We start from the raw sequence: 17,303 nt of genomic DNA, 5'->3' as shown, positions 1-17,303 counted from the left end.
TCCATGAGGTGCTGCGCGACCGAAAGAGGCATTTCGCCGTCAGCAGTTCCGGCAGGGGTTCTGCGAGTTGCCGCGGGTCGAGACGCAGGTCTTGGTGTTGCAGCCGACGCTGTTGCCGCTCTGGGCGCCACCCAGAACCTGCCCCAGCTCGGCGTCGGTGAGCTCTATGACGCCCGCCGGGTTGTCCGGCAGGTCGGCCAGCTCGGGGTCACTCAGACTGTCACGGTACTTCGGGTCCTCCCAGGCCCGGACGATCTTGCGGAGGCTCATGATGCTCTCCCTGTCTTCTCATTTCTGATTTCGGCCGTGGAATTCACCACCGTCAGGCGACTCTGTGCCGCGCCCTTCGCCGGCGGGACACCGGCCTGGGCATCGAAGCGCCGACCGTGACCACCGCAGGGTGTTTGCAACGAAGGACATACCTGGTTGCGCAACACCGGCGCGTTCACGCGCTATGGGGTGGCGCTTCTTGCCGAATCGGCAGTGTATGCACCGCTCCCGCCAACTGAGCACGGAACACGGCTGCCAAGAGAAGTGCATCGGCCGTTTGATCCCGTATACGGGGCGAGAGGATGCACACCCACTCCGTAATGTCGGACGGTTGCCCGAACTCCTATGCATATCAAGCCTTACTCCCGCCTCCCCGGCATGTCAAGACGGCACCGCGCCCCAGGCGATGGGGGCCGCAGATACGGCTCTTCGGCATTCCCTCGGGACGGGGACCTTGTTTTGCGGTCAACTGTTTCGCGGTCAATGAGCTCGCCCGCACCGAATGGGCCTCGGTCTCCGAGCAGCCGCCTCCCTTGAGGCGAGACGGGCGTAGCCGCGGAAGTCGCCCGGGCCGAATCCGCTGTCGATCACCGGACGCGGCCGTCCCCCGGCGGGCCGGTCGGTCGATGTCGTCCAGGGCTTGGCGCCCTGCTCCACCGCCGCCGGGTCATGGAACGCTCGTCGCCCAGCTGACCAGGAAACCTGCGCAGAGGGGGAGCTTCCCGGGCTCGGGCCACGGAAGCGCGTGTCACGAGGTGGCCAGGACGCAAGGCGCCCGGTCACCGGCATGGTCCGGGCCACTTCCATGAGTGAGGGGCCCAGCGGCCACCGTCCATCGGACGGTGAAGCTGAGCCGGGTTCGGCGTGAGTGACGAGAAGGCCCGTTCACCATCCTTGACCGCACGAATTCCACCGAACTCGCGGAATCGCTGGATCGCGGAATGGCTGAATCACTGGATCGCGGAGTTGCTGAATCCGATTCCTCGCGAGTCCCACGTACAGAAACCAAGGGGATCAGGGATCGAAACAGCAAAATACTCCCACCGAAGAAAATCCGAGAAGCGGGTCCATTCTCACTGGGTCCCGCTCTGCTACAGGTCGGCGCTCATCGGGGCTGATGGAGACGTCGCTGCTCGCGCGCGTGAGCCGTACCGATTTCGCGTAGCGGGTCCGCCCGTGGCGGCCCGGCGAGACGCCCACTTGGGCCAAGCCGACGTGCGCGCCGACTGCCGGCCCGTAAGGCTGAAGCAACGTCGCACGGCTAGGGAGCACCATGCCTCAGGAACAGTGTCAGGCGGCCAAAGCCAAACTCGAGCAGGCGAAGCAGCGAAGGAAGCGCCTGCAGAGGGACCTGACGGAGGACGAAGCGAAGCTCGCCCACTTGAAGGCGGAACCGCATCCGGACGCTGCGGCGATCGAGGCCCAGGAGCGCATGGTCGAAATCGACCGACGCGTTCTCGGAGCGGCCGAAGTTGAGGTCACCGGCTTTGAGGAGCTGGTCCACGCCCTCTGCGACGACCTGCCGTAGTCATGCCGCCCAGGACGCGTCGAGCGCCCTCACGGCGGCCTGACCGCGGGCGTGGCCGGCCCGCCGTCGGGGAACGGTGCCGCGCGGCCACTACGTGGGCGGCATGTCCTGGCGCGGCCACTACGTGCGCGGCGTGTCCTGGTGGAGGGCCTTGTTGACGCCGGTGACGACCACGGTGATCAGGCAGAGGGCGATGATGGTCTCGGCCCACAGGAAGGCGAACCAGTCCAGCACGCAGCCGATCGGGGGTGTGCCGGGGGCGGTGTTGCGGAACGCGGCGAGGGCGAACAGGGTGGCGGCCATCCAGGCGAGGCCGGGCCAGACAAGGCCCTCGCTGCCGGTCGTCAGGTACCAGGCCCCGATGAGCACGGACGCCGCCAGCGCCCACATCACCACCATCATGAAGACCGCGAAGACGAGCAGACTGCCCGATCGCGCCAGCCCCAGCGCCAGCACGGCCTCCTGCCGGGAGGGCGCGGGCTGCGCCGAGATCGAGAAGAGCGTGTCGTTGTTGGAGAACAGCATCCGTACCGGCACCTGCTTGCCGCCCAGCTGCGCGCGGAACGCGATGTCGGTCTCGTAGGTGTCGAACGGATAGTCGCTGATCGATCCGCCGGTGAGCGCGACCTGCACGTCTCTCGTGGCGAGCCGCTCGTGCGCCGCGAACTCCAGGTCGCTGAGCGTCGCCCCCGAGGTCTGGAGGCTGAGATCGGCCACCGGGGCCGCCCCGTCCGCCTCGCCGAGGGTCCCGCGCGGGGTCACCCACACCCGCAGTACCAGCTCCCTGCCCACGGCGTCGACACTCTGTACGACGGCCTCCACGTCCACCCGGTCGGCGGCCGAGGATCCGGCGGTGTGCACCGTGTCGGCCGCCTGCCGCTCGGTGAACTGCAGCCACGAGCCGACGCCCACCGCCACCACGATCAGGAACGCGATAGGGATGAGCACGGGCAGGAGGGACCGCCCGGAACGTCGTGGGCGAGGGGAGCCGGCAGGTGCCGGACGGCCCTGACGCATCACTTGGTCCAGATGGCCAGCAGTCGGTCTGCCGCACGGAAGTTGTCGGGTGGGTCCGCGTTGCACGCGACGGTGACGGCGGTGTCGCGGTCCGGGCTCACCTTGAAGGTGCTGTGGAATCCCTCCCAGTCGCCGCGATGCACCAGGCTCTTGTCGGGGAGGAGGAGGATTCCGGCCCCGTAGCGCCCTTCCTCGATGCCGCGCGGGCGCAGGACGTCGCCCACGTTCACCGCTCCGTCCGTGACACCGGCGAGCAGTGCGGTTCCGCCGATGCGCCCAGCGTGATGTCCCGCGCCCGGGCCGGAGGGTCGTCGAGGTAGTCGGACAGGGGGTCGTTCACCGCGAGTCGGTGCCGCCCGGCCAGCAACAGGACCGCGTCCGCGGTGAATTGCTTGGAATTGGAGGCCATGTCGAAGACCGTCTTCGAGGTGATGGCGCTGGCCAGTACGACCACAGCCATGGCGCCCCCGGCGGCACACAACGACGCCATCCGAGTCACGGAAACCACCTGCTTTCGCCACCTGCTGTCGCCACCTAACGGGATCGGCTCAGCGCCGGCTGGGACGTCGGAGGGTGACGTCGGAGGGGTGACGTCCGAGGGGCGAGGCCATCAAGTCCGCTGCCCGCGCGCCGATGCCGGTGTGCCGCGGCCCGCGCGCCACTGCCGGTGTGCCGTGATGCGGCAGCCGCGCCCCGGCATGTGATCCCTGTGATCCCGTACCCCTGCCGACGGCCACGCGGCCTCAGCCGAATGCCACGGGGCCTCCCGGGCGACGCCTGGGCAGTGTCGGCGGACCGCACGTAATCCACGCTACGGGCTGGTCCGAGGACGTGCATGCGGACGACGTGGCGGCGACGGGGCGCGCGCCGCCGGCCCCGGGCATACGGCCGAGGGAGCGCTGCCGGAGCGGTGACTCCGCCCGGGGTTACCAGGCGAGCCGAGCGGGCGAGCGGGCGAGCGGGCGAGCGGGCGAGCGGGCGAGCGGGCGAGCGGGCGAGCGGGCGAGCGGGCGAGCGGGCGAGCGGGCGAGCGGGGACAGCGTCCGGTCCGAGGCGGGGCTGCTCCAAGTGGAGGCGACGAGTGGTGGATGCCCCGGCCCGAAAGCAGGCTGACGTACGCGCCCTGCCCGTCCGTGCGGTGGGGCGCAGCCATGCCAACCGTCCCCCGACCGGAGTGGCCAGGGACGTCAGAGAGACGAGATCACATGGCGGAACACGACATCGGTCCCGGGCCCCTGCCCTCCCTTTCCGGGGCGGGGGCACCCGTACGGAGCCGGGCTCGACACTCCCGTCCGCGACTCAGCCGGCGAGCACGTACGAACGCGGCGCTCCTCGCCGCCTGTCTGGGTGTGTTCGGCGCCGTCGGCACCGCGCCGAGCAGCGCCCGGTCGATGCCTGCCGGCGGGCCGCCGCCCGGGCATCCGGCGCGGTTCGTGCCGGGCCCCTGTCCCCGGACGCCCGACCCGGTTCCCGGGCGGTGCGGCTTCCTGGAGGTCCCCGAGAACCGCGAGCGCCCCACCGGACGGACCATCCGGCTGGCCGTCGCCATCATCCCGGCAGCGTCGAGGACGCCGGCCGCGGACCCCGTCGTGTTCATGGAAGGCGGTCCCGGCGGAGACGCGTTCGGAGCCATCCCCTTCCTGATCGACTCCGACGTGAACCGCGACCGCGATCTGATCGTCGTGGCCCAGCGCGGCACCCTCCACTCACAGCCGAACCTCGCCTGCCCGGAGATGGACCGGTTCAACGCGACCGCCGTCGGTCTGCCCTACGACGCGCCGTCCACCGGACGACGGCTGGTACGCGCGGCGAAGGAGTGCCGGGACCGCCTGACGGCCGAGGGAAACGACCTCTCGGCCTACAACACCACCGAGAACGCGGCGGACTTCGCCGCTCTCCGCAAGGCCCTGGGCATCAGGAAGTGGAACGTCTACGGCTACTCCTACGGCACCGACCTGGGCCTCACCTACCTGCGCCGACACCCCCAGGGCATCCGCTCGCTGGCGATCGACTCGGTCGTGCCGCCACAGATCGTGAGCCTGCCGTGGGCCTGGGACAGCGCTCAGGAGGGCATCAACGCGATCTTCGCGGCGTGTGAGGCCCAGCCCGCCTGCAAGTCCCGCTACCCGCACCTCTCGCGCACGCTCACGCAGCAGGTCCGGCGGCTGGAGGCGCACCCCCTGACGCTGACCGTACCGCCGCCCGGTGGCGGAACCCCGGTGAAGGTCGTCCTCGACGGGGGCACGCTGGTGAACCTGCTGGTCGCGAACGGCGGACTGGTACCGGCGGTCGACGTCCCCGCGGCGCTCCACGAACTCGCCGCCGGCAATCCGGAGCGCCTCGCGCGGGCCCAGGCCGCCGGCGCGACGCCCGCCATCGGCGAGTTCGCCCACGGGCTGACGCACTCGGTGGCCTGCGCCGAGTGGGTCCCGGGCTTCTCGAAGCGCGACGTGCTGAAGGCGGGTCGCCGGGCCTTCCCCGGATGGCCGGACTCGGTGCTGGCCCACGCACCGCAGCTGCCCTTCGAGCACGACCTGTGCCGGGTCTGGAACGTCCCGGACCGCACCGCGGTCCAGCGGCTGGCCACCCACAGCAAGGTGCCCGCGCTCATCATCACCGGAACCTTCGACGCCAAGACCGGGGCGAGCTGGGGGCCGTTCACCGGCCGGACGCTGCCCCGCTCGACCGCGGTGGTGATTCCCGGAATCACCCACTGGGTGGTGCCCCAGGAGCCCTGCGCCGCGTCGGTCCTGGTCTCCTTCCTGGCGCGGCCGACCGCGCCAGACACCGGCTGCGTGCCGGGAGTCCGACCCAAACCGTTCACCATCGTCCCCTGACCGGAGTTGCACGATGTCCCCTGGTACGACCCCCAGCCGGCGCCCCGCTCGACGGCTCCCGGCAACGCTGGCCGCAGCCACGGCCGGCGCCCTCGTCGTCGGCCTCGCCGCGCTGCCCGCGCATGCCGGGTCCGGCACCGCCGGCCCGATCGGCACGGTCGCCCGTACGGTGGGCGACGCCCACTTCGAACCGGGCCCCTGCCCCAGGACGGCGGACCCGATCCCCGATCTCGCACGCGCCCGCTGCGGCACCCTCACCGTGCCCGAGAAGCGCTCCCCGGCCAAGGGGCCCAAGGAGCCCCAGGGATACGGGGGCGGCGACGGACGCACGATCACCCTCGCCGTCGCGATCATGCCCGCCGAGAGCAGCCGCCCCGCGCCCGACCCGATCGTGTGGCTCGCCGGCGGTCCCGGCGACGACGCGGTCTCCGAGATCCCGATGGCGCTCGGCGGCCACCTGAACCGCGACCGCGACGTGATCTTCATGTCCCAGCGCGGCACCTACTCGGCCGACCCGGAGCTCACCTGCCCGAACATCGACCGGTTCAACGCCCGCGCCCTCGGCCTCGTCTCCAACGCGCCGTCCACCGGGCGCCTGCACGTCGAGGCGACCCGGGCCTGCCGCGCCCGCGTGGACGCCAAGGGCGCCGACCGCAGCGCCTACAATGACATCGAGAGCTCGGCCGACTACGACGCACTGCGCAAGACGCTGCACGTCAAGAAGTGGAACGTCTTCGGCATCTCCTACGGCACCCACCTGGCGCTCAACTACATGCGCCTGCACCCGAAGGGCATCCGCTCGGTCGGCATCGACGGCATCCTGCCGCCGTCCATCGCCGGCGGGGCCGTGACCTGGAAGGCCGCACGCGAAGGTTTCGACGGCCTGTTCAAGGCCTGCGCGCAGCAGCCCGCCTGCGACACGCGCTACCCGAACCTCAAGGCCACCTTCCTCCGCCTCGTCAGTGAGCTGGAGGCCAGGCCGATCACCACCACCGTCACGGTCCCGGTCCACCCGGAGCCGGTGAAGGTCGTGCTGGACGGGAGCAACCTGGTCACCTGGCTGACCTCGGCGACCCATGTGGCGGCCGGGGTGCCGCGGTCCATCGACGAACTGGCCCACGGCAACCCGCAGCGGATCGCCGAGCAGCTCGCGGGCGGCAAGTACAGCCCGCAGGCCATCGGAAGGGTCGCCCACGGGCTGGTCTACGGCATCTTCTGCCGCCAGTGGACCCCGTACGAGAGCCGGGCCGACATCATCCGCGGCGGCCGCCGCGCGTTCCCGACGTTCCCCCGGTCGATGCTGGCCAACGCCCCGCAACTCGCCTGGCTCCACGACGACTGCCGGGCCTGGGACGTCCCCCCGGCGCCCCCGTCGGTCCGGGACGTGACCCGCAGCGACATCCCGACCCTCGCCCTGTCCGGCGGGTTCGACGCCCAGACGGCGCCGAGCAACGGGGCCTACGTCGCCCGTACGCTGAGCCGCTCCACCAAGATCACGGTCCCTTACGTCGCCCACGTGGTGTTCGCCGACTCGCGGTGCGCGCAGACGATCACCACGTCGTTCTTCGCCCGTCCGACCGCGCCGGACACCGGCTGCCTGGCGGGACTCCAGCCGCCGCGGTTCGAGATCGCACCGTAGGGCGCTCGCCGGGGCCCGTGTCCACCGTGGCGGTGGACACGGGCCCCGGCGGTGCGGCCCTGCGGCACCGGGCCGCGATCCCCAGGACGAGAGCCGTGCCGTACGCGCGGGCCGGGCAGCCCGGCCCGCGCGTCGCCCCGCACCCGCTGTGACGCGGAAGCCGGCGGGTTTACCCGGCGGGCTTCCGGTTAGGCGATGGCAGTGCTTGGTAAGGAGGTATGCCCCGGCCGGCCGGGGAGCGCCCGCCGGGTTCACCCTCGTCCGTCGACCGGACCCATCCCGGATTGGAGCCCTTGGTATGAGCCAGCTGTCCCGGCACCCTGCCGAAGGAGGCTCGGCAGCCGATGTGTCCGGCTCCGGGTCCCGCCAGGGAAGCGCACCGCGGTGGCGGCAGGACGATCTCGATCTGCGCAACCGTCTGTACGGCCGCGCCGGGGTCGCCCGCGCCGAAGGGGTGCTGCTCGACCGCTACGGTCTCGGCTCCACCGATGAGGCGTTCGCCCTGATGAAGAAGGCCTCCCAGCAGTTCAACATCAAGCTCTCCACCCTCGCCGACGCCGTCGTCCGCACACCGGCGCCCGATGCCGACGCCGCACTGTGGTTCCCCGGCCGGGTGCGGCGCGGCCCGCCCGCGCTTCCCGGGCTCCCGGTCGAGCGTGGCAAAGGCACCAGCCAGGGCGCTGTCCTCGCGGCGGCCCTGGAACGGGTGCTGTCGATCACCCAGACGCCCATGGGCAATGTCCAGCTGAGCGAGAGGGGCCGGCTCCGGCTGGCCCGGCACACCGGCCTGAACAGGTACTTCACCGACTTCTTCGCCTTCGTCGACGCCCCGACCACCTCCTGCTCGCAGGCGGCCGGCCAGCGTCGGCAGGTCACCGTGCGGGACGTGGAGTCGGCGCCGGTGTTCGACGAGGCCTCCCGCCACGCCATCCTCCAGACGGGCAGTCGGGCCGCGCACAGCGTGCCGCTGATGAACCGGCGGGGCGTGCCGCTGGGAATGGTGTCCTCCCATCACGAGCGGCCGCTGACCGGCTTCACCCAGCCCGAGCTGGCCGCGCTCCGGCAGACCGGCAGCGATGTCGGCCGGTGGCTGGCCTGGCACTGGACCACCGTCGTGCTGGACGCCCTGGAGCATCTCCACGCCGCCGCCTTGCGGGGCCCGGGCGATTGAGCCCGGTGGGTCGGTCGGGCCGGTGAGCCGGTCGGACCGGTCGGGCCGGTCGGACCGGTCGGGCCGGTCGGACCGGTCAGGCCGGTCGGACCGGTCAGGCCGGTCAGGCCGGTCAGGCCGGTCAGGCCGGTCAGGCCGGTCGGCGTGGGCGGGCGGTGCTGTGGCGGACGCACAGCTCGACGGGGACGATCGTGAGCGGGCTTCCGGGGGTCGACGGGCTGTCGATGCGGTTCAGCAGGATGCGGAGGGAGATCGTGCCGATGTCCGTGAAGTCCGTACGGATCGTGGTCAGCGGGGGAAGGAAGTGGGCGGCTTCGGGGATGTCGTCGTAGCCGACGACGCTGACGTCCTCCGGGACCCGGCGGCCCGCCTCGTACAGGGCCCGCAGGACGCCGAGGGCCATCTGGTCGTTGGAGACGAAGAGCGCGGTGACGGACGGGTCCTTCGCCAGTTCGCGGCCGAGGTCGTAGCCGGAGTCGGCGCTCCAGTCGCCGATGAGGGGGGTGTGCACCTCGGCTCCGGCCGCCTCGAGGGTGGCGCGCCAGCTCTCCGCCCGGCGGTCCGCCGAGGTCCAGCCCGCCGGGCCCGCCAGGTGGTGGACCGTGGGGTGGCCGAGGGAGAGGAGGTGCCGCGTGGCCTTGCGGGCGCCGGTGCTGGCGTCCGAGGTGACCATGGGGGTGCCGTCACCCAGGTCGTTGTCCATGACCACCAGGGGCGTGTCGAGGTGGGCCTCGGCGAGCGCGCGGGCCACCCGGACCTGGGGGGCGATCGCGATGACACCGTCCGCGCCCTCCGCCGACAGCCGGTCCGCGGCCCGTACCACCGTGTCCCGGTCCGCGGTGTCCAGCGCGATCGAGCTCACCAGGTAACCGGCTTCCTGCGCCGCCGTGTTGATGGCGGTCAGGGTGGAGGCGGGACCGTAGCGGGCCGCGTCGAAGGAGATCACGCCGAGCATGCGGGTACGGCCGCTGGCCAGCGAGCGGGCGCTGCTGCTGGGGCGGTAGCCGAGGGTGCGCATCGCCGCCCGGACCGCTTCCCGGGTCTCGGCGCGGACGGCCGGATGGTCGTTGAGCACCCGGGAGACCGTCTGTTTGGAGACTCCGGCCAGTTTCGCGACGTCGTCCATGACCGGACGTGAGCCCGCGAAGTTGCGTCTGCTGCGTCCCCTGGACGCCGGGCCGGCGGGGCCGTCGGCGGCGCTTCGGGTCATGGTGGGGGCTTCTTCCTCGGGACTGGTCCGGGGCCGGTCGCGCTGGGCCGCCCGGCGGACCCACAGGATAGGCCGGGCGCCCGAGGAAGCGCGGGTCAGGTCGTGCCGAGCCGCCAGGTGCGGGTGGTGATCCGTCGGGCGTGCCGAAGCTCGGCGACACCGGCCGGCGGGGTGACGGGGAGGTGGACCGCCGCGTCGGCGGCGAGCGGCAGGATCCGCACCGTGAGCGGCTCGCCGGGCGGGAGCCGGTCGAGCGCGATGTCCCACGGGCGGCCCGTGAAGAACTGGTCGGCGACCAGTGCGTCCCCCACGTAGGCGCGCGCCACGTCGCCGGTCCAGTGCAGGCGCAGCAGGTCGGAACCGGGCGGGGTCGGGGCGCCGGCGCGGGTCGCCGGTACGTCGACGCGGTAGACGGCCGCCTTGGTGTCGTAGTGCTCGTCCGCGGGGGCGCTCGCCCGGCCCGGTACGCCCGTCTCCGGGGTCGGTGGCGGGCCTGCCGGGCGGAGCTCGGTGAAGGTGGGCGCGGCTACGGTGGGCGCGTCCTCGTCGGGGACGAGTGTGTAGCGGGTCAGGGCGCCGTCCCGGCTCTCCTTCACGGTGGCACCGGGTGTCGTCGGCGGGCGGTGCGGGGCCGGGAGGACGGAGAGGGAGACCGCGGGGACGGCCGTGCGGGCGTGGGGCCCCTCGTCCTGCGGGGTGCGGGGGTGGACGCGTACCTCGCCGTTCGTCGCGTCGAAGACCACGCCCTCGGGGCACAGGACGAGCCGCCGCGCGCCCCAGGCCTCGCCCCGGTAGGCGGTGCGGGCGGTGGCCGCGTCCAGCACCAGCAGGGCGACCCGGTCGCCGGCCGGGGTCTCCGTCTCGACCAGTGCTTCCGTGCCCGGGCGCAGGCCGGTGATCAGGAGGCGGTCGTCGTCGGTCACGGCCGTGACCCGCGTCCCGGGCGGGCCGGCGACGGACCTCACCGTCCGTGCGTCCAGGGCCAGTTCGGGCTCGATGCCGTCCGTCGCCGCCAGGACGAGGACCGTACGGCCGTCGTCGTCCGTGATCGTGCAGACGGGCTGGGCGGTGGCCCAGTCCAGACGCAGGCCGGCCACGTCCAGGCGCAGCGGCCAGCAGAAGTAGGCGCCGGCGGGGACGGTGACGGGGGTGCTGGGGAGGGTGAGGGGCGGGGCATCGGGGAAGCCGATCGCGAAGCTGGTGTCCGGGTGGTCCGGGAGCGGCTCGTGCGGCTGGTGGTTGGTGACGAAGAGGAAGCCCGAGGCGCGCCCGTCGCCGCGGACCGCCCAGCGCAGGGTGTCGCGGTCGTGCCGGCCTCGCGGCCGGCCGTCCGGCAGTACCGACCGCATGGGGGCGATGACCTCGCCGAACTCCGCCAGCAGCAGGTGCTGGAGGCGCAGTTCGTCGTACGAGGGGCGGTACTGGCCGTATTCGCCGAGGGGCGCCTGGAAGTCGTACGTCAGCACCGGGAGGTCGTTGGGGTAGGCGGTGGCGTGGGACTCCTGGAGGGTCGTCCGCTCCCCGGCGGGGTTGGTGCCGCCGTGGAACATGTAGTAGCCCTGCCAGACCGAGCCGCAGCCGATCTTCGTGAGGCCGAGGGCCCCGACGTCGGCGGCGTCCACCCGCGGGCGGCGGTGGTAGGAGACCGCCATGCCGCCGCCCAACTCGCAGGTGGCCCAGGGGAATCGGTCGGCGTACGCCTCCGGGTCGACACCGCGTACGGCCGTCGGCCGCAGGTCGGCGCCGATGCCCTCGTCGTCGCGCTGGTGGGTGAAGAAGAAGTGGTTGCGGCAGGTGTCGGGCCAGCCGCCGTCGGCCTCGGTCCAGAAGGCCTCGGGGTAGCCGCCGTAGAGGGGGAGCAGTTCGTCGTCGGGGAGGTGGACTCCGCCCCAGGCCGTCGAGGTCCACAGGGGGGCGCTGAGGCCGGCCTCCTGGGCCATGCGTTTCAGCGTGCGGAGGTGGCCGGGCCGGTCGTAGAGCTCGTTCTCGATCTGGATCGCGACGATCGGGCCGCCGTGCGCGCGGTCCAGGCCGTCCAGTTGCGAGGCGACCGCCTCCCACCAGGGGTGGACGGCGGTCAGGTAGGCCGGGTCGTCGGTGCGGGGTGCCGCGGTGCGGGCGAGCACCCAGTCGGGGAGCCCGCCGTTGCGGACCTCCGCGTGCGACCACGGGCCGATGCGGGGGATGAAGTCCAGGCCGTGGCGGGCGCAGAGCCGGGCGAAGCGGTGCAGGTCACGGTCGCCGTCGAAGCGGACGCGGCCCTCGGTCTCCTCGTGGTGGATCCAGATGACGTACGAGGCGACGGCCGTGACCCCGCCCGCCTTCATCTTCAGCAGCTCCTCCTCCCACTCCCGGGCCGGGTACCGGGAGTAGTGGAACTCCCCCGAGACCGGGAACCAGGGGCGGCCGCCCCGGGTCAGCCAGCGGCTGGTCACCTCGACGGGGTCGGGGGCGCCGGGCGCGTCGGCGAAGGGGAGGTGGCCGCGGCGCGGCGGCCCGGCGGGGGGCGGGATGCTCACCCGGTGCCGCATCAGGACCGCTCCGGGCCGAGGTCGGGGGTGTCGGTGAGCCGGGCGTCGAGGGTGGTGGTGCCGTGCAGTTCGAGGACGACCAGCTCGTTGACGCCGGGGCGCAGGGCGGGGGCCGGGACGTAGAGGGTGCGCTGCGGGCCGCGGCTCCAGTAGCGGCCGAGGTGGAACCCGTTGACCCAGGCCTGGCCCTTCGTCCAGCCGGGGAGGGAGAGGAAGGTGTCGGCGGGGGTCCGCACCTCGAAGGTGCCCCGGTGCAGGGCGGGTTCGGCGGAGGTGGGGGTCTCGGCCGGGGCGAACACGGCGGTGACCGGCACGTCGTCCAGGGGCAGTGCGTGGGAGTCCCAGCCGCGCAGGGGTGTGCCGTCGAGCGTGACCGGGCCCAGCAGGCCCTTGGGGACGCCGATGCGGGGGCCGTAGTTGACCCGGCCCATGTTCTCCACGAGCACCTCGAGTACGGCGTCCGGCCGGGGAACGTGGACGGGCAGCGTCTCGTCGTAGCGCTCGCGTTCGAGGACGCCAGCGGGGGCGCCGTCCAGGAATACCTGGGCGCGGTCCCCCACTCCGCCGGCGAAGTGCAGGAGGCCGGCCCCTGGGGTGGGGACGGTGGTCCGGTACAGGGTGTACCCGGAGCGTTGGTTCAGCTCGTCGGCGGATCGGGGGTCCGTGGCGTGCACGGGGCGGTCGGCGAGCGGGAGGAGGGGGGCGCGGTGGGTCAACCGGACGGTGGTCGGGGGGAGTTTGGGCGACGGGGCGGGGACCGGCTCGTCCGGGACAGGGGCGTGGCGGGCGATGACCTCACGGAAGGCGTGGTACTTCGGGCCGGGGTCGCCGCTCTCGGTGAGCGGGGCGTCGTAGTCGTAGGACGTGACCGTCGGCACGTAGGCGTGGTGGTGGTTGGCGCCGTTGGTGTAACCGAAGTTGGTGCCGCCGTGGAACATGTAGATGTTGACGGAGGCGCCCGCCGAGAGGAGCCGGTCGAGGTCGGCGGCGGCGTCCTCGGCGCCCCTTCCGTGGTGCGGACCGCCCCAGTGGTCGAACCAGCCGATCCAGAACTCCCCGCACATCAGGGGGCCTTCGGGCTGGGCCTCGCGGAGCCGCCGGAGGGACTGGTCCACGCGGCTGCCGAACGTGCCGGTGGCGAGGACACCGGGCAGCACGCCGTTCTTGAGGTGATCGCCGTCGGTCTGGTCGCAGGTGAAGAGGAGTTCCTCGACGCCGCGTGAGCGGAGCGAGTGCTCCAGGTGTTCGAGGTAGGCGATGTCGTCGCCGTAGGCGCCGTACTCGTTCTCGACCTGTACGGCGATGACCGGACCGCCCGACGCGGCCATGTGCGGCAGGAGCGGCGGGAGAAGGAGGTCCAGGTAGCGGTCCACGACGTCCGTGAAGCGGGGGTCGCTGGTGCGCAGCCGGATGTCGGGGTCGGTGGTGAGCCAGTGCGGCAGGCCGCCGCCGTCCCACTCGGCGCAGATGAAGGGGCCGGGGCGGAGGAGGACGTGCAGGCCCTCCGCGGCGGCCAGCCGCAGGAAGCGGGGCAGGTCGAGGATCCCGTCGAGGACGAGGGTGCCGGGTTCTGGCTGATGGACGTTCCACGGGATGTACGTCTCGACGGTGTTCAGGCCCATGAGACGGGCCTTGCGCAGCCGGTCGGCCCACTGGTCGGGGTGGACGCGGAAGTAGTGCAGAGCGCCGGAGAGGATGCGGAACGGTTCGCCGTCGAGGAGGAAACCGTCGGAGGTCGCGGTCAGGGCTGGCATGCGGATCCCTTCGTCGAAACGCACATGCGGGTGCGTTCTCGTGCGCGGTCTCGGTCTCGGTGTCGTGCGCCTGCTGGTGCGTGTTCTCGGTCTCGTGCGCGGTCCCGGTCTCGTGCGCCTGTTCGTGCTTGTTCTCGGTCTCGTGCGTGCAGGCGTGCTTGTTCTCGGTCTCGTGCGCGGTGCGGGGTGGCGGCCGGGAGCGGTGGGGCGGTCACCGCGCGGGCTTCGGGTGGTGGGTCGCCCGGGTCAGCCAGAGGGTGGCCGCGAGGCAGACGGCGGCGACCGCGGCGAGGAGCAGCGGGACCGCTCGGACGCCGGACCACTCGATGACCTTGCCGAGCGCCGGGCCCGCCGCGACGCCGCCCAGCATGGACGCGGCGATGACGACCGCGCCGGCCCGGCGGGCGTGCGGGGCGGCCCGGTGCAGCCAGGGCAGTCCGGTGGGGAAGATCGGTGCGATGAAGAGGCCCACGCCCGCGTAGGCGAAGGGCGCCAGGTCCGGTACGGCCGCCAGCAGGAGACAGCCGGTCATACCCGCGCAGGAGGCCGTGATGATGGTCTGGGCGGAGAAGCGCAGCGCGATCGGGGCGACCAGGAATCGGCCGGCGGTCATCATCAGCCAGTACACGGAGGTTGCGGTGGCCGCGACACCGGCGCCGTGCCCGACGGTCTCCAGGTGTGTGGGTTCCCAGCCGCCGACACCCGCCTCGATGCCGACGTGCAGGACGTAGAGGGTGACGAAGACGGCGAGGACGGACCGCAGGGCGCGGCCGGCCGGCGTGGACGCCTCCGTGGACGCGGGGTGCCGCGCGGGCTGCGACGGCCGTGGCGGGCTGTCGCGTACGCCACGCAGGCAGAGCAGCAGGGGCAGGTTGGCGAGCGCGAAGACCAGGAACACGGCGGGGTAGTGCTCGGCGCCCACCAGGCCGATCAGGGCCGGGCCGAGGATCGCGCCGATGCCGAAGTGGGCGTTGAGGATGTTGAGCATCGCGGTGGAACGGTGGCCGAAGCCGACCGCGAAGAGTTGGTTGAGGCCGTAGTCGACACCGCCGAAGCCGAGCCCCGCCAGGAGCGCGGCGGTGAGGGCGAGGGGCCAGTTCGGCGCGACGGCGAAGCCCGCCGAACCGACGGCCATCAGCAGGTACGAGGCGGCCAGGATCCGCCGGTTGCCGGTACGGCCGTACAGCCGGTCGAAGAGGAGGACTCCCGCGACCCCGCCGACGAAGTGCGCGCTGAGCCCGAGGCCCGCCGCGGAGGGCGAGAGCCCGAACTCCTCGCGCAGGGCCGGTATCGCGGGGCCGTAGAACGCCTGGAGCGCGCCGATGAGCACGAAGCCGACGCAGGAGGCGACCACGGCGGACGTGGTGAAGACGGGGGCGGGGATGACGTTGTCGCCGGTGCCAGTGCTGCTGCCGATGCTGGTGCTGCTGCCGACGCCGGTGACGTCGGTCGCGCCGCGGGTCCGGTCGCCGCTCGGGCCGTCGGTGGAGTCCGGCGTGGGTGAGCCGGCCGGGGCGCGCTGCGCCGTGGGGTGGTCGGTCACGCGGACTCCCGGGGGCGGACGGCCCACCTCTGCGTGGGCGTGCGGTTGGTGCTCCGACGGACAACGATGTTACCGGTAACATACGACCCGTCAAGATGCCCGACAAGGGACGGGCCGGGAGGCGCCGCACGAACGGCGGACAGGGACGGGCCGTGCCGCGCCCTCCCGCGTCTTGCCGCGCTCGCCCCGGCGCCCCACCACTCCGCCGCCCCGCCGCTCCGGCAGGTGTCGTCCCGGCGGGTGTCGTCCCGGCGGGTGTCGTCCCGGCGGGTGTCGTCCCGGGTACGGCTTGGTTGCGACAAGGACTAGTCGCCACAGGGGAGTTGGGCGGCGGGCAGCATGCGACCATGAGCCGAGACCGGTATGTCGACTTCCTGCGAGCGTGGGCGATCCTGCTCGTCGTGCTGGGGCACTGGCTGATCACGGGGCTGGTCCGGCATCCGGACGGCGAGATCACCGCCCCGGAGCTGCTGGCCACCGTGCCCTGGACGCAGTGGCTGACCCTGGGCTTCCAGATCATGCCGTTGTTCTTCCTCGCCGGCGGCCATGCCGCCGGAGGCTCCTGGGCGCGGGCTCGGGCCGCCGGCGGGAGCGCCGCGGGATGGGTGGGGCAGCGCGCCGTGCGGCTGCTGTTGCCCACGGCCGTGTACAGCGGCCTCGTGCTGCTCGCCGTCGGAGTGTGCTCCGCGCTCGGCGTGGACCGCCCCACCCTCGCGCTGGTGGGGTGGGCGATGGCCATGCAGTTCTGGTTCCTGCCGGTGTATCTGCTGCTCAGCGCCCTGACTCCGGTGCTGTACTCCCTTCATGAACGCTGGGGCGTGCGCGTCCCCGCGCTCATGGGCGCGGTGGGGCTCGGTGTCGGCATGCTCGTGGCGGCGGGCGACGCGTCCTCGCGCGGCTCGGCCGTCGGGGCGATCGGGGCGATCGGGGCGCTCAACTATCTGCTCGTATGGGGTGTCGTCTACCAGCTCGGACTCTGCTGGCGGGACGGGCTGCTGGGCGGCGACGGGGAGACGGCGCCGCGAGCGCGGGGACGGGCGGTGGCCATGGCGGTGGGCGGCGGGGCGGGGTTCGCCCTGCTCGTGGGGCCGGGGCCGTTTCCCGTCAGTCTGATCCTGGTGACCGGGGAGGAACTGAGCAACACCAATCCCCCGTCGGCGGCCATGCTGGCCTGGAGCCTGGCTCAGGTGGGGTTGGCGCTGCTGGTCGCGCCGGTCGTGCGACGGGCGCTGGAGCGGGCCCGGGTACGGCGGGCGGTGCGGGCGCTGGGGGCCGGCAGCATGGCGCTCTACCTCTGGCACATGCTGCCGGTGCTGATCGTCGCCGCCGCCTTCTATCTGACCGGGCTCGCCCCCGAACCCCGCTACGGCTCGGCGGGCTGGTGGGCACTGCGGGTGCCGTGGCTGCTGGTGCTGGGGACCGTCCTGGTGGGCGTGGTGTGGGCGTTGCGGCCGGTGGAGCGGGCGCTGGCCTCCGTCGAGGTGCGTGTGCGGCCCGGCGCGGCGATCCGGGGGGCGGCGGCCTGGCGGATGTGGGCCGGGCTCGGCGCGAGCGTCTGGGCGCTGACGTATTTCGCGGGGCACGGTTTCGCGTACGGCGGCGAGTTCCCGGTGTGGCCGGCCGTCGGGCTGGGACTTGGTGTGGTCACCCTGTGCGGGGCCTTACCTCGCGGAGGCGGCGGAGGCGGCGGGGGCGGCGGGGGGAGTCACGGGGGCGACGAAGAAGCTGCCCGCCCTGGGCGATCCCCCGCCGAAAGGGAGGCACGCACGTGAGGCGAGTGAGGCGGAAGAGCCGGGGGTGTAG

The 17,303-nt window shown here is 72.8% G+C and carries 14 protein-coding genes; 6 read left to right on the top strand and 8 right to left on the bottom strand.

Translation table 11 applies throughout. The features are described from left to right. Positions 1-39 precede the first annotated feature (39 nt). Positions 40-270: a mersacidin/lichenicidin family type 2 lantibiotic gene (locus ASD48_RS41350; RefSeq protein WP_063887479.1), complete on the bottom strand. Its 231-nt coding sequence runs from the start codon at positions 268-270 to the stop codon at positions 40-42. Between the two features lie 1,273 nt (positions 271-1,543). Between ASD48_RS41350 and ASD48_RS22475 the strand changes: the two genes are divergently transcribed. Beyond that, positions 1,544-1,798 carry a hypothetical protein gene (locus ASD48_RS22475; protein ID WP_057603415.1) on the top strand — a complete coding sequence of 85 codons (255 nt, stop codon included), beginning with the start codon at positions 1,544-1,546 and terminating at the stop codon, positions 1,796-1,798. A 120-nt stretch (positions 1,799-1,918) separates the two neighbouring features. Here ASD48_RS22475 and ASD48_RS22470 read toward each other — a convergent pair whose 3' ends face one another. The 3 genes from ASD48_RS22470 to ASD48_RS22460 form a co-directional block, all read right to left on the bottom strand. After that, positions 1,919-2,752 (bottom strand): DUF4436 family protein, encoded by an 834-nt coding sequence (locus ASD48_RS22470; RefSeq protein WP_057603586.1) that lies wholly within the window; start codon positions 2,750-2,752, stop codon positions 1,919-1,921. A gap of 62 nt (positions 2,753-2,814) precedes the next feature. Beyond that, entirely contained in the window at positions 2,815-3,039 is a 225-nt protein-coding gene (locus ASD48_RS22465) for a hypothetical protein (protein WP_057603414.1), read from the bottom strand. Between the two features lie 2 nt (positions 3,040-3,041). Beyond that, positions 3,042-3,275 carry a serine hydrolase gene (locus tag ASD48_RS22460; RefSeq protein WP_057603413.1) on the bottom strand — a complete coding sequence of 78 codons (234 nt, stop codon included), beginning with the start codon at positions 3,273-3,275 and terminating at the stop codon, positions 3,042-3,044. A gap of 931 nt (positions 3,276-4,206) precedes the next feature. Here ASD48_RS22460 and ASD48_RS22455 point away from each other — a divergent pair. The 4 genes from ASD48_RS22455 (at position 4,207) to ASD48_RS22445 (ending at position 8,462) form a co-directional block, all read left to right on the top strand. Continuing rightward, positions 4,207-5,652: an alpha/beta fold hydrolase gene (locus tag ASD48_RS22455; RefSeq protein ID WP_242432675.1), complete on the top strand. Its 1,446-nt coding sequence runs from the start codon at positions 4,207-4,209 to the stop codon at positions 5,650-5,652. A 13-nt stretch (positions 5,653-5,665) separates the two neighbouring features. Next, positions 5,666-7,291 carry an alpha/beta fold hydrolase gene (locus tag ASD48_RS22450; RefSeq protein ID WP_057603412.1) on the top strand — a complete coding sequence of 542 codons (1,626 nt, stop codon included), beginning with the start codon at positions 5,666-5,668 and terminating at the stop codon, positions 7,289-7,291. 26 nt (positions 7,292-7,317) lie between these two features. Further along, complete coding sequence (locus tag ASD48_RS46015) at positions 7,318-7,443, top strand: hypothetical protein (protein ID WP_282438253.1); 126 nt, start codon at positions 7,318-7,320, stop codon at positions 7,441-7,443. A 146-nt stretch (positions 7,444-7,589) separates the two neighbouring features. Next, on the top strand, positions 7,590-8,462 hold the full coding sequence (locus ASD48_RS22445; protein ID WP_057603411.1) for an ANTAR domain-containing protein: 873 nt from the start codon (positions 7,590-7,592) through the stop codon (positions 8,460-8,462). Positions 8,463-8,592: 130 nt separating this feature from the next. Here the strand turns inward: ASD48_RS22445 and ASD48_RS22440 are convergent, their stop codons facing one another. The 4 genes from ASD48_RS22440 to ASD48_RS22425 all read right to left on the bottom strand — a co-directional run bounded on the left by ASD48_RS22440 (position 8,593) and on the right by ASD48_RS22425 (position 15,311). Beyond that, positions 8,593-9,672, bottom strand: coding sequence for a LacI family DNA-binding transcriptional regulator (locus ASD48_RS22440; RefSeq protein ID WP_057603410.1), 1,080 nt, complete (start codon positions 9,670-9,672; stop codon positions 8,593-8,595). Positions 9,673-9,767: 95 nt separating this feature from the next. Beyond that, complete coding sequence (locus ASD48_RS22435) at positions 9,768-12,203, bottom strand: beta-galactosidase (protein WP_057603409.1); 2,436 nt, start codon at positions 12,201-12,203, stop codon at positions 9,768-9,770. Then, complete coding sequence (locus tag ASD48_RS22430) at positions 12,203-13,957, bottom strand: beta-galactosidase family protein (protein ID WP_057603584.1); 1,755 nt, start codon at positions 13,955-13,957, stop codon at positions 12,203-12,205. The genes ASD48_RS22435 and ASD48_RS22430 overlap by 1 nt, the downstream gene beginning before the upstream one ends. A gap of 211 nt (positions 13,958-14,168) precedes the next feature. Then, a complete protein-coding gene (locus ASD48_RS22425; RefSeq protein WP_242432689.1) occupies positions 14,169-15,311 on the bottom strand; it encodes an MFS transporter in 1,143 nt (380 codons plus the stop codon). 536 nt (positions 15,312-15,847) lie between these two features. Between ASD48_RS22425 and ASD48_RS22420 the strand changes: the two genes are divergently transcribed. Then, positions 15,848-17,272 carry an acyltransferase gene (locus tag ASD48_RS22420; protein WP_079073902.1) on the top strand — a complete coding sequence of 475 codons (1,425 nt, stop codon included), beginning with the start codon at positions 15,848-15,850 and terminating at the stop codon, positions 17,270-17,272. Positions 17,273-17,303: the final 31 nt, after the last annotated feature.

It is taken from the genome of Streptomyces sp. Root1310 (genome assembly GCF_001426425.1).
Classification (GTDB): Bacteria; Actinomycetota; Actinomycetes; order Streptomycetales; family Streptomycetaceae; genus Streptomyces.
This window is presented reverse-complemented; position numbering and strand designations above follow the sequence as displayed.

Bases quoted from the DNA above. Each gene is read 5' to 3' on its own strand.
- ASD48_RS41350 (WP_063887479.1), bottom strand. From the start codon at position 270: ATGAGCCTCCGCAAGATCGTCCGGGCCTGGGAGGACCCGAAGTACCGT.
- ASD48_RS22475 (WP_057603415.1), top strand. From the start codon at position 1,544: ATGCCTCAGGAACAGTGTCAGGCGGCCAAAGCCAAACTCGAGCAGGCG.
- ASD48_RS22460 (WP_057603413.1), bottom strand. From the start codon at position 3,275: ATGGCTGTGGTCGTACTGGCCAGCGCCATCACCTCGAAGACGGTCTTC.
- ASD48_RS22455 (WP_242432675.1), top strand. From the start codon at position 4,207: ATGCCTGCCGGCGGGCCGCCGCCCGGGCATCCGGCGCGGTTCGTGCCG.
- ASD48_RS22450 (WP_057603412.1), top strand. From the start codon at position 5,666: ATGTCCCCTGGTACGACCCCCAGCCGGCGCCCCGCTCGACGGCTCCCG.
- ASD48_RS22445 (WP_057603411.1), top strand. From the start codon at position 7,590: ATGAGCCAGCTGTCCCGGCACCCTGCCGAAGGAGGCTCGGCAGCCGAT.
- ASD48_RS22440 (WP_057603410.1), bottom strand. From the start codon at position 9,672: ATGACCCGAAGCGCCGCCGACGGCCCCGCCGGCCCGGCGTCCAGGGGA.
- ASD48_RS22435 (WP_057603409.1), bottom strand. From the start codon at position 12,203: ATGCGGCACCGGGTGAGCATCCCGCCCCCCGCCGGGCCGCCGCGCCGC.
- ASD48_RS22430 (WP_057603584.1), bottom strand. From the start codon at position 13,957: ATGCCAGCCCTGACCGCGACCTCCGACGGTTTCCTCCTCGACGGCGAA.
- ASD48_RS22420 (WP_079073902.1), top strand. From the start codon at position 15,848: ATGAGCCGAGACCGGTATGTCGACTTCCTGCGAGCGTGGGCGATCCTG.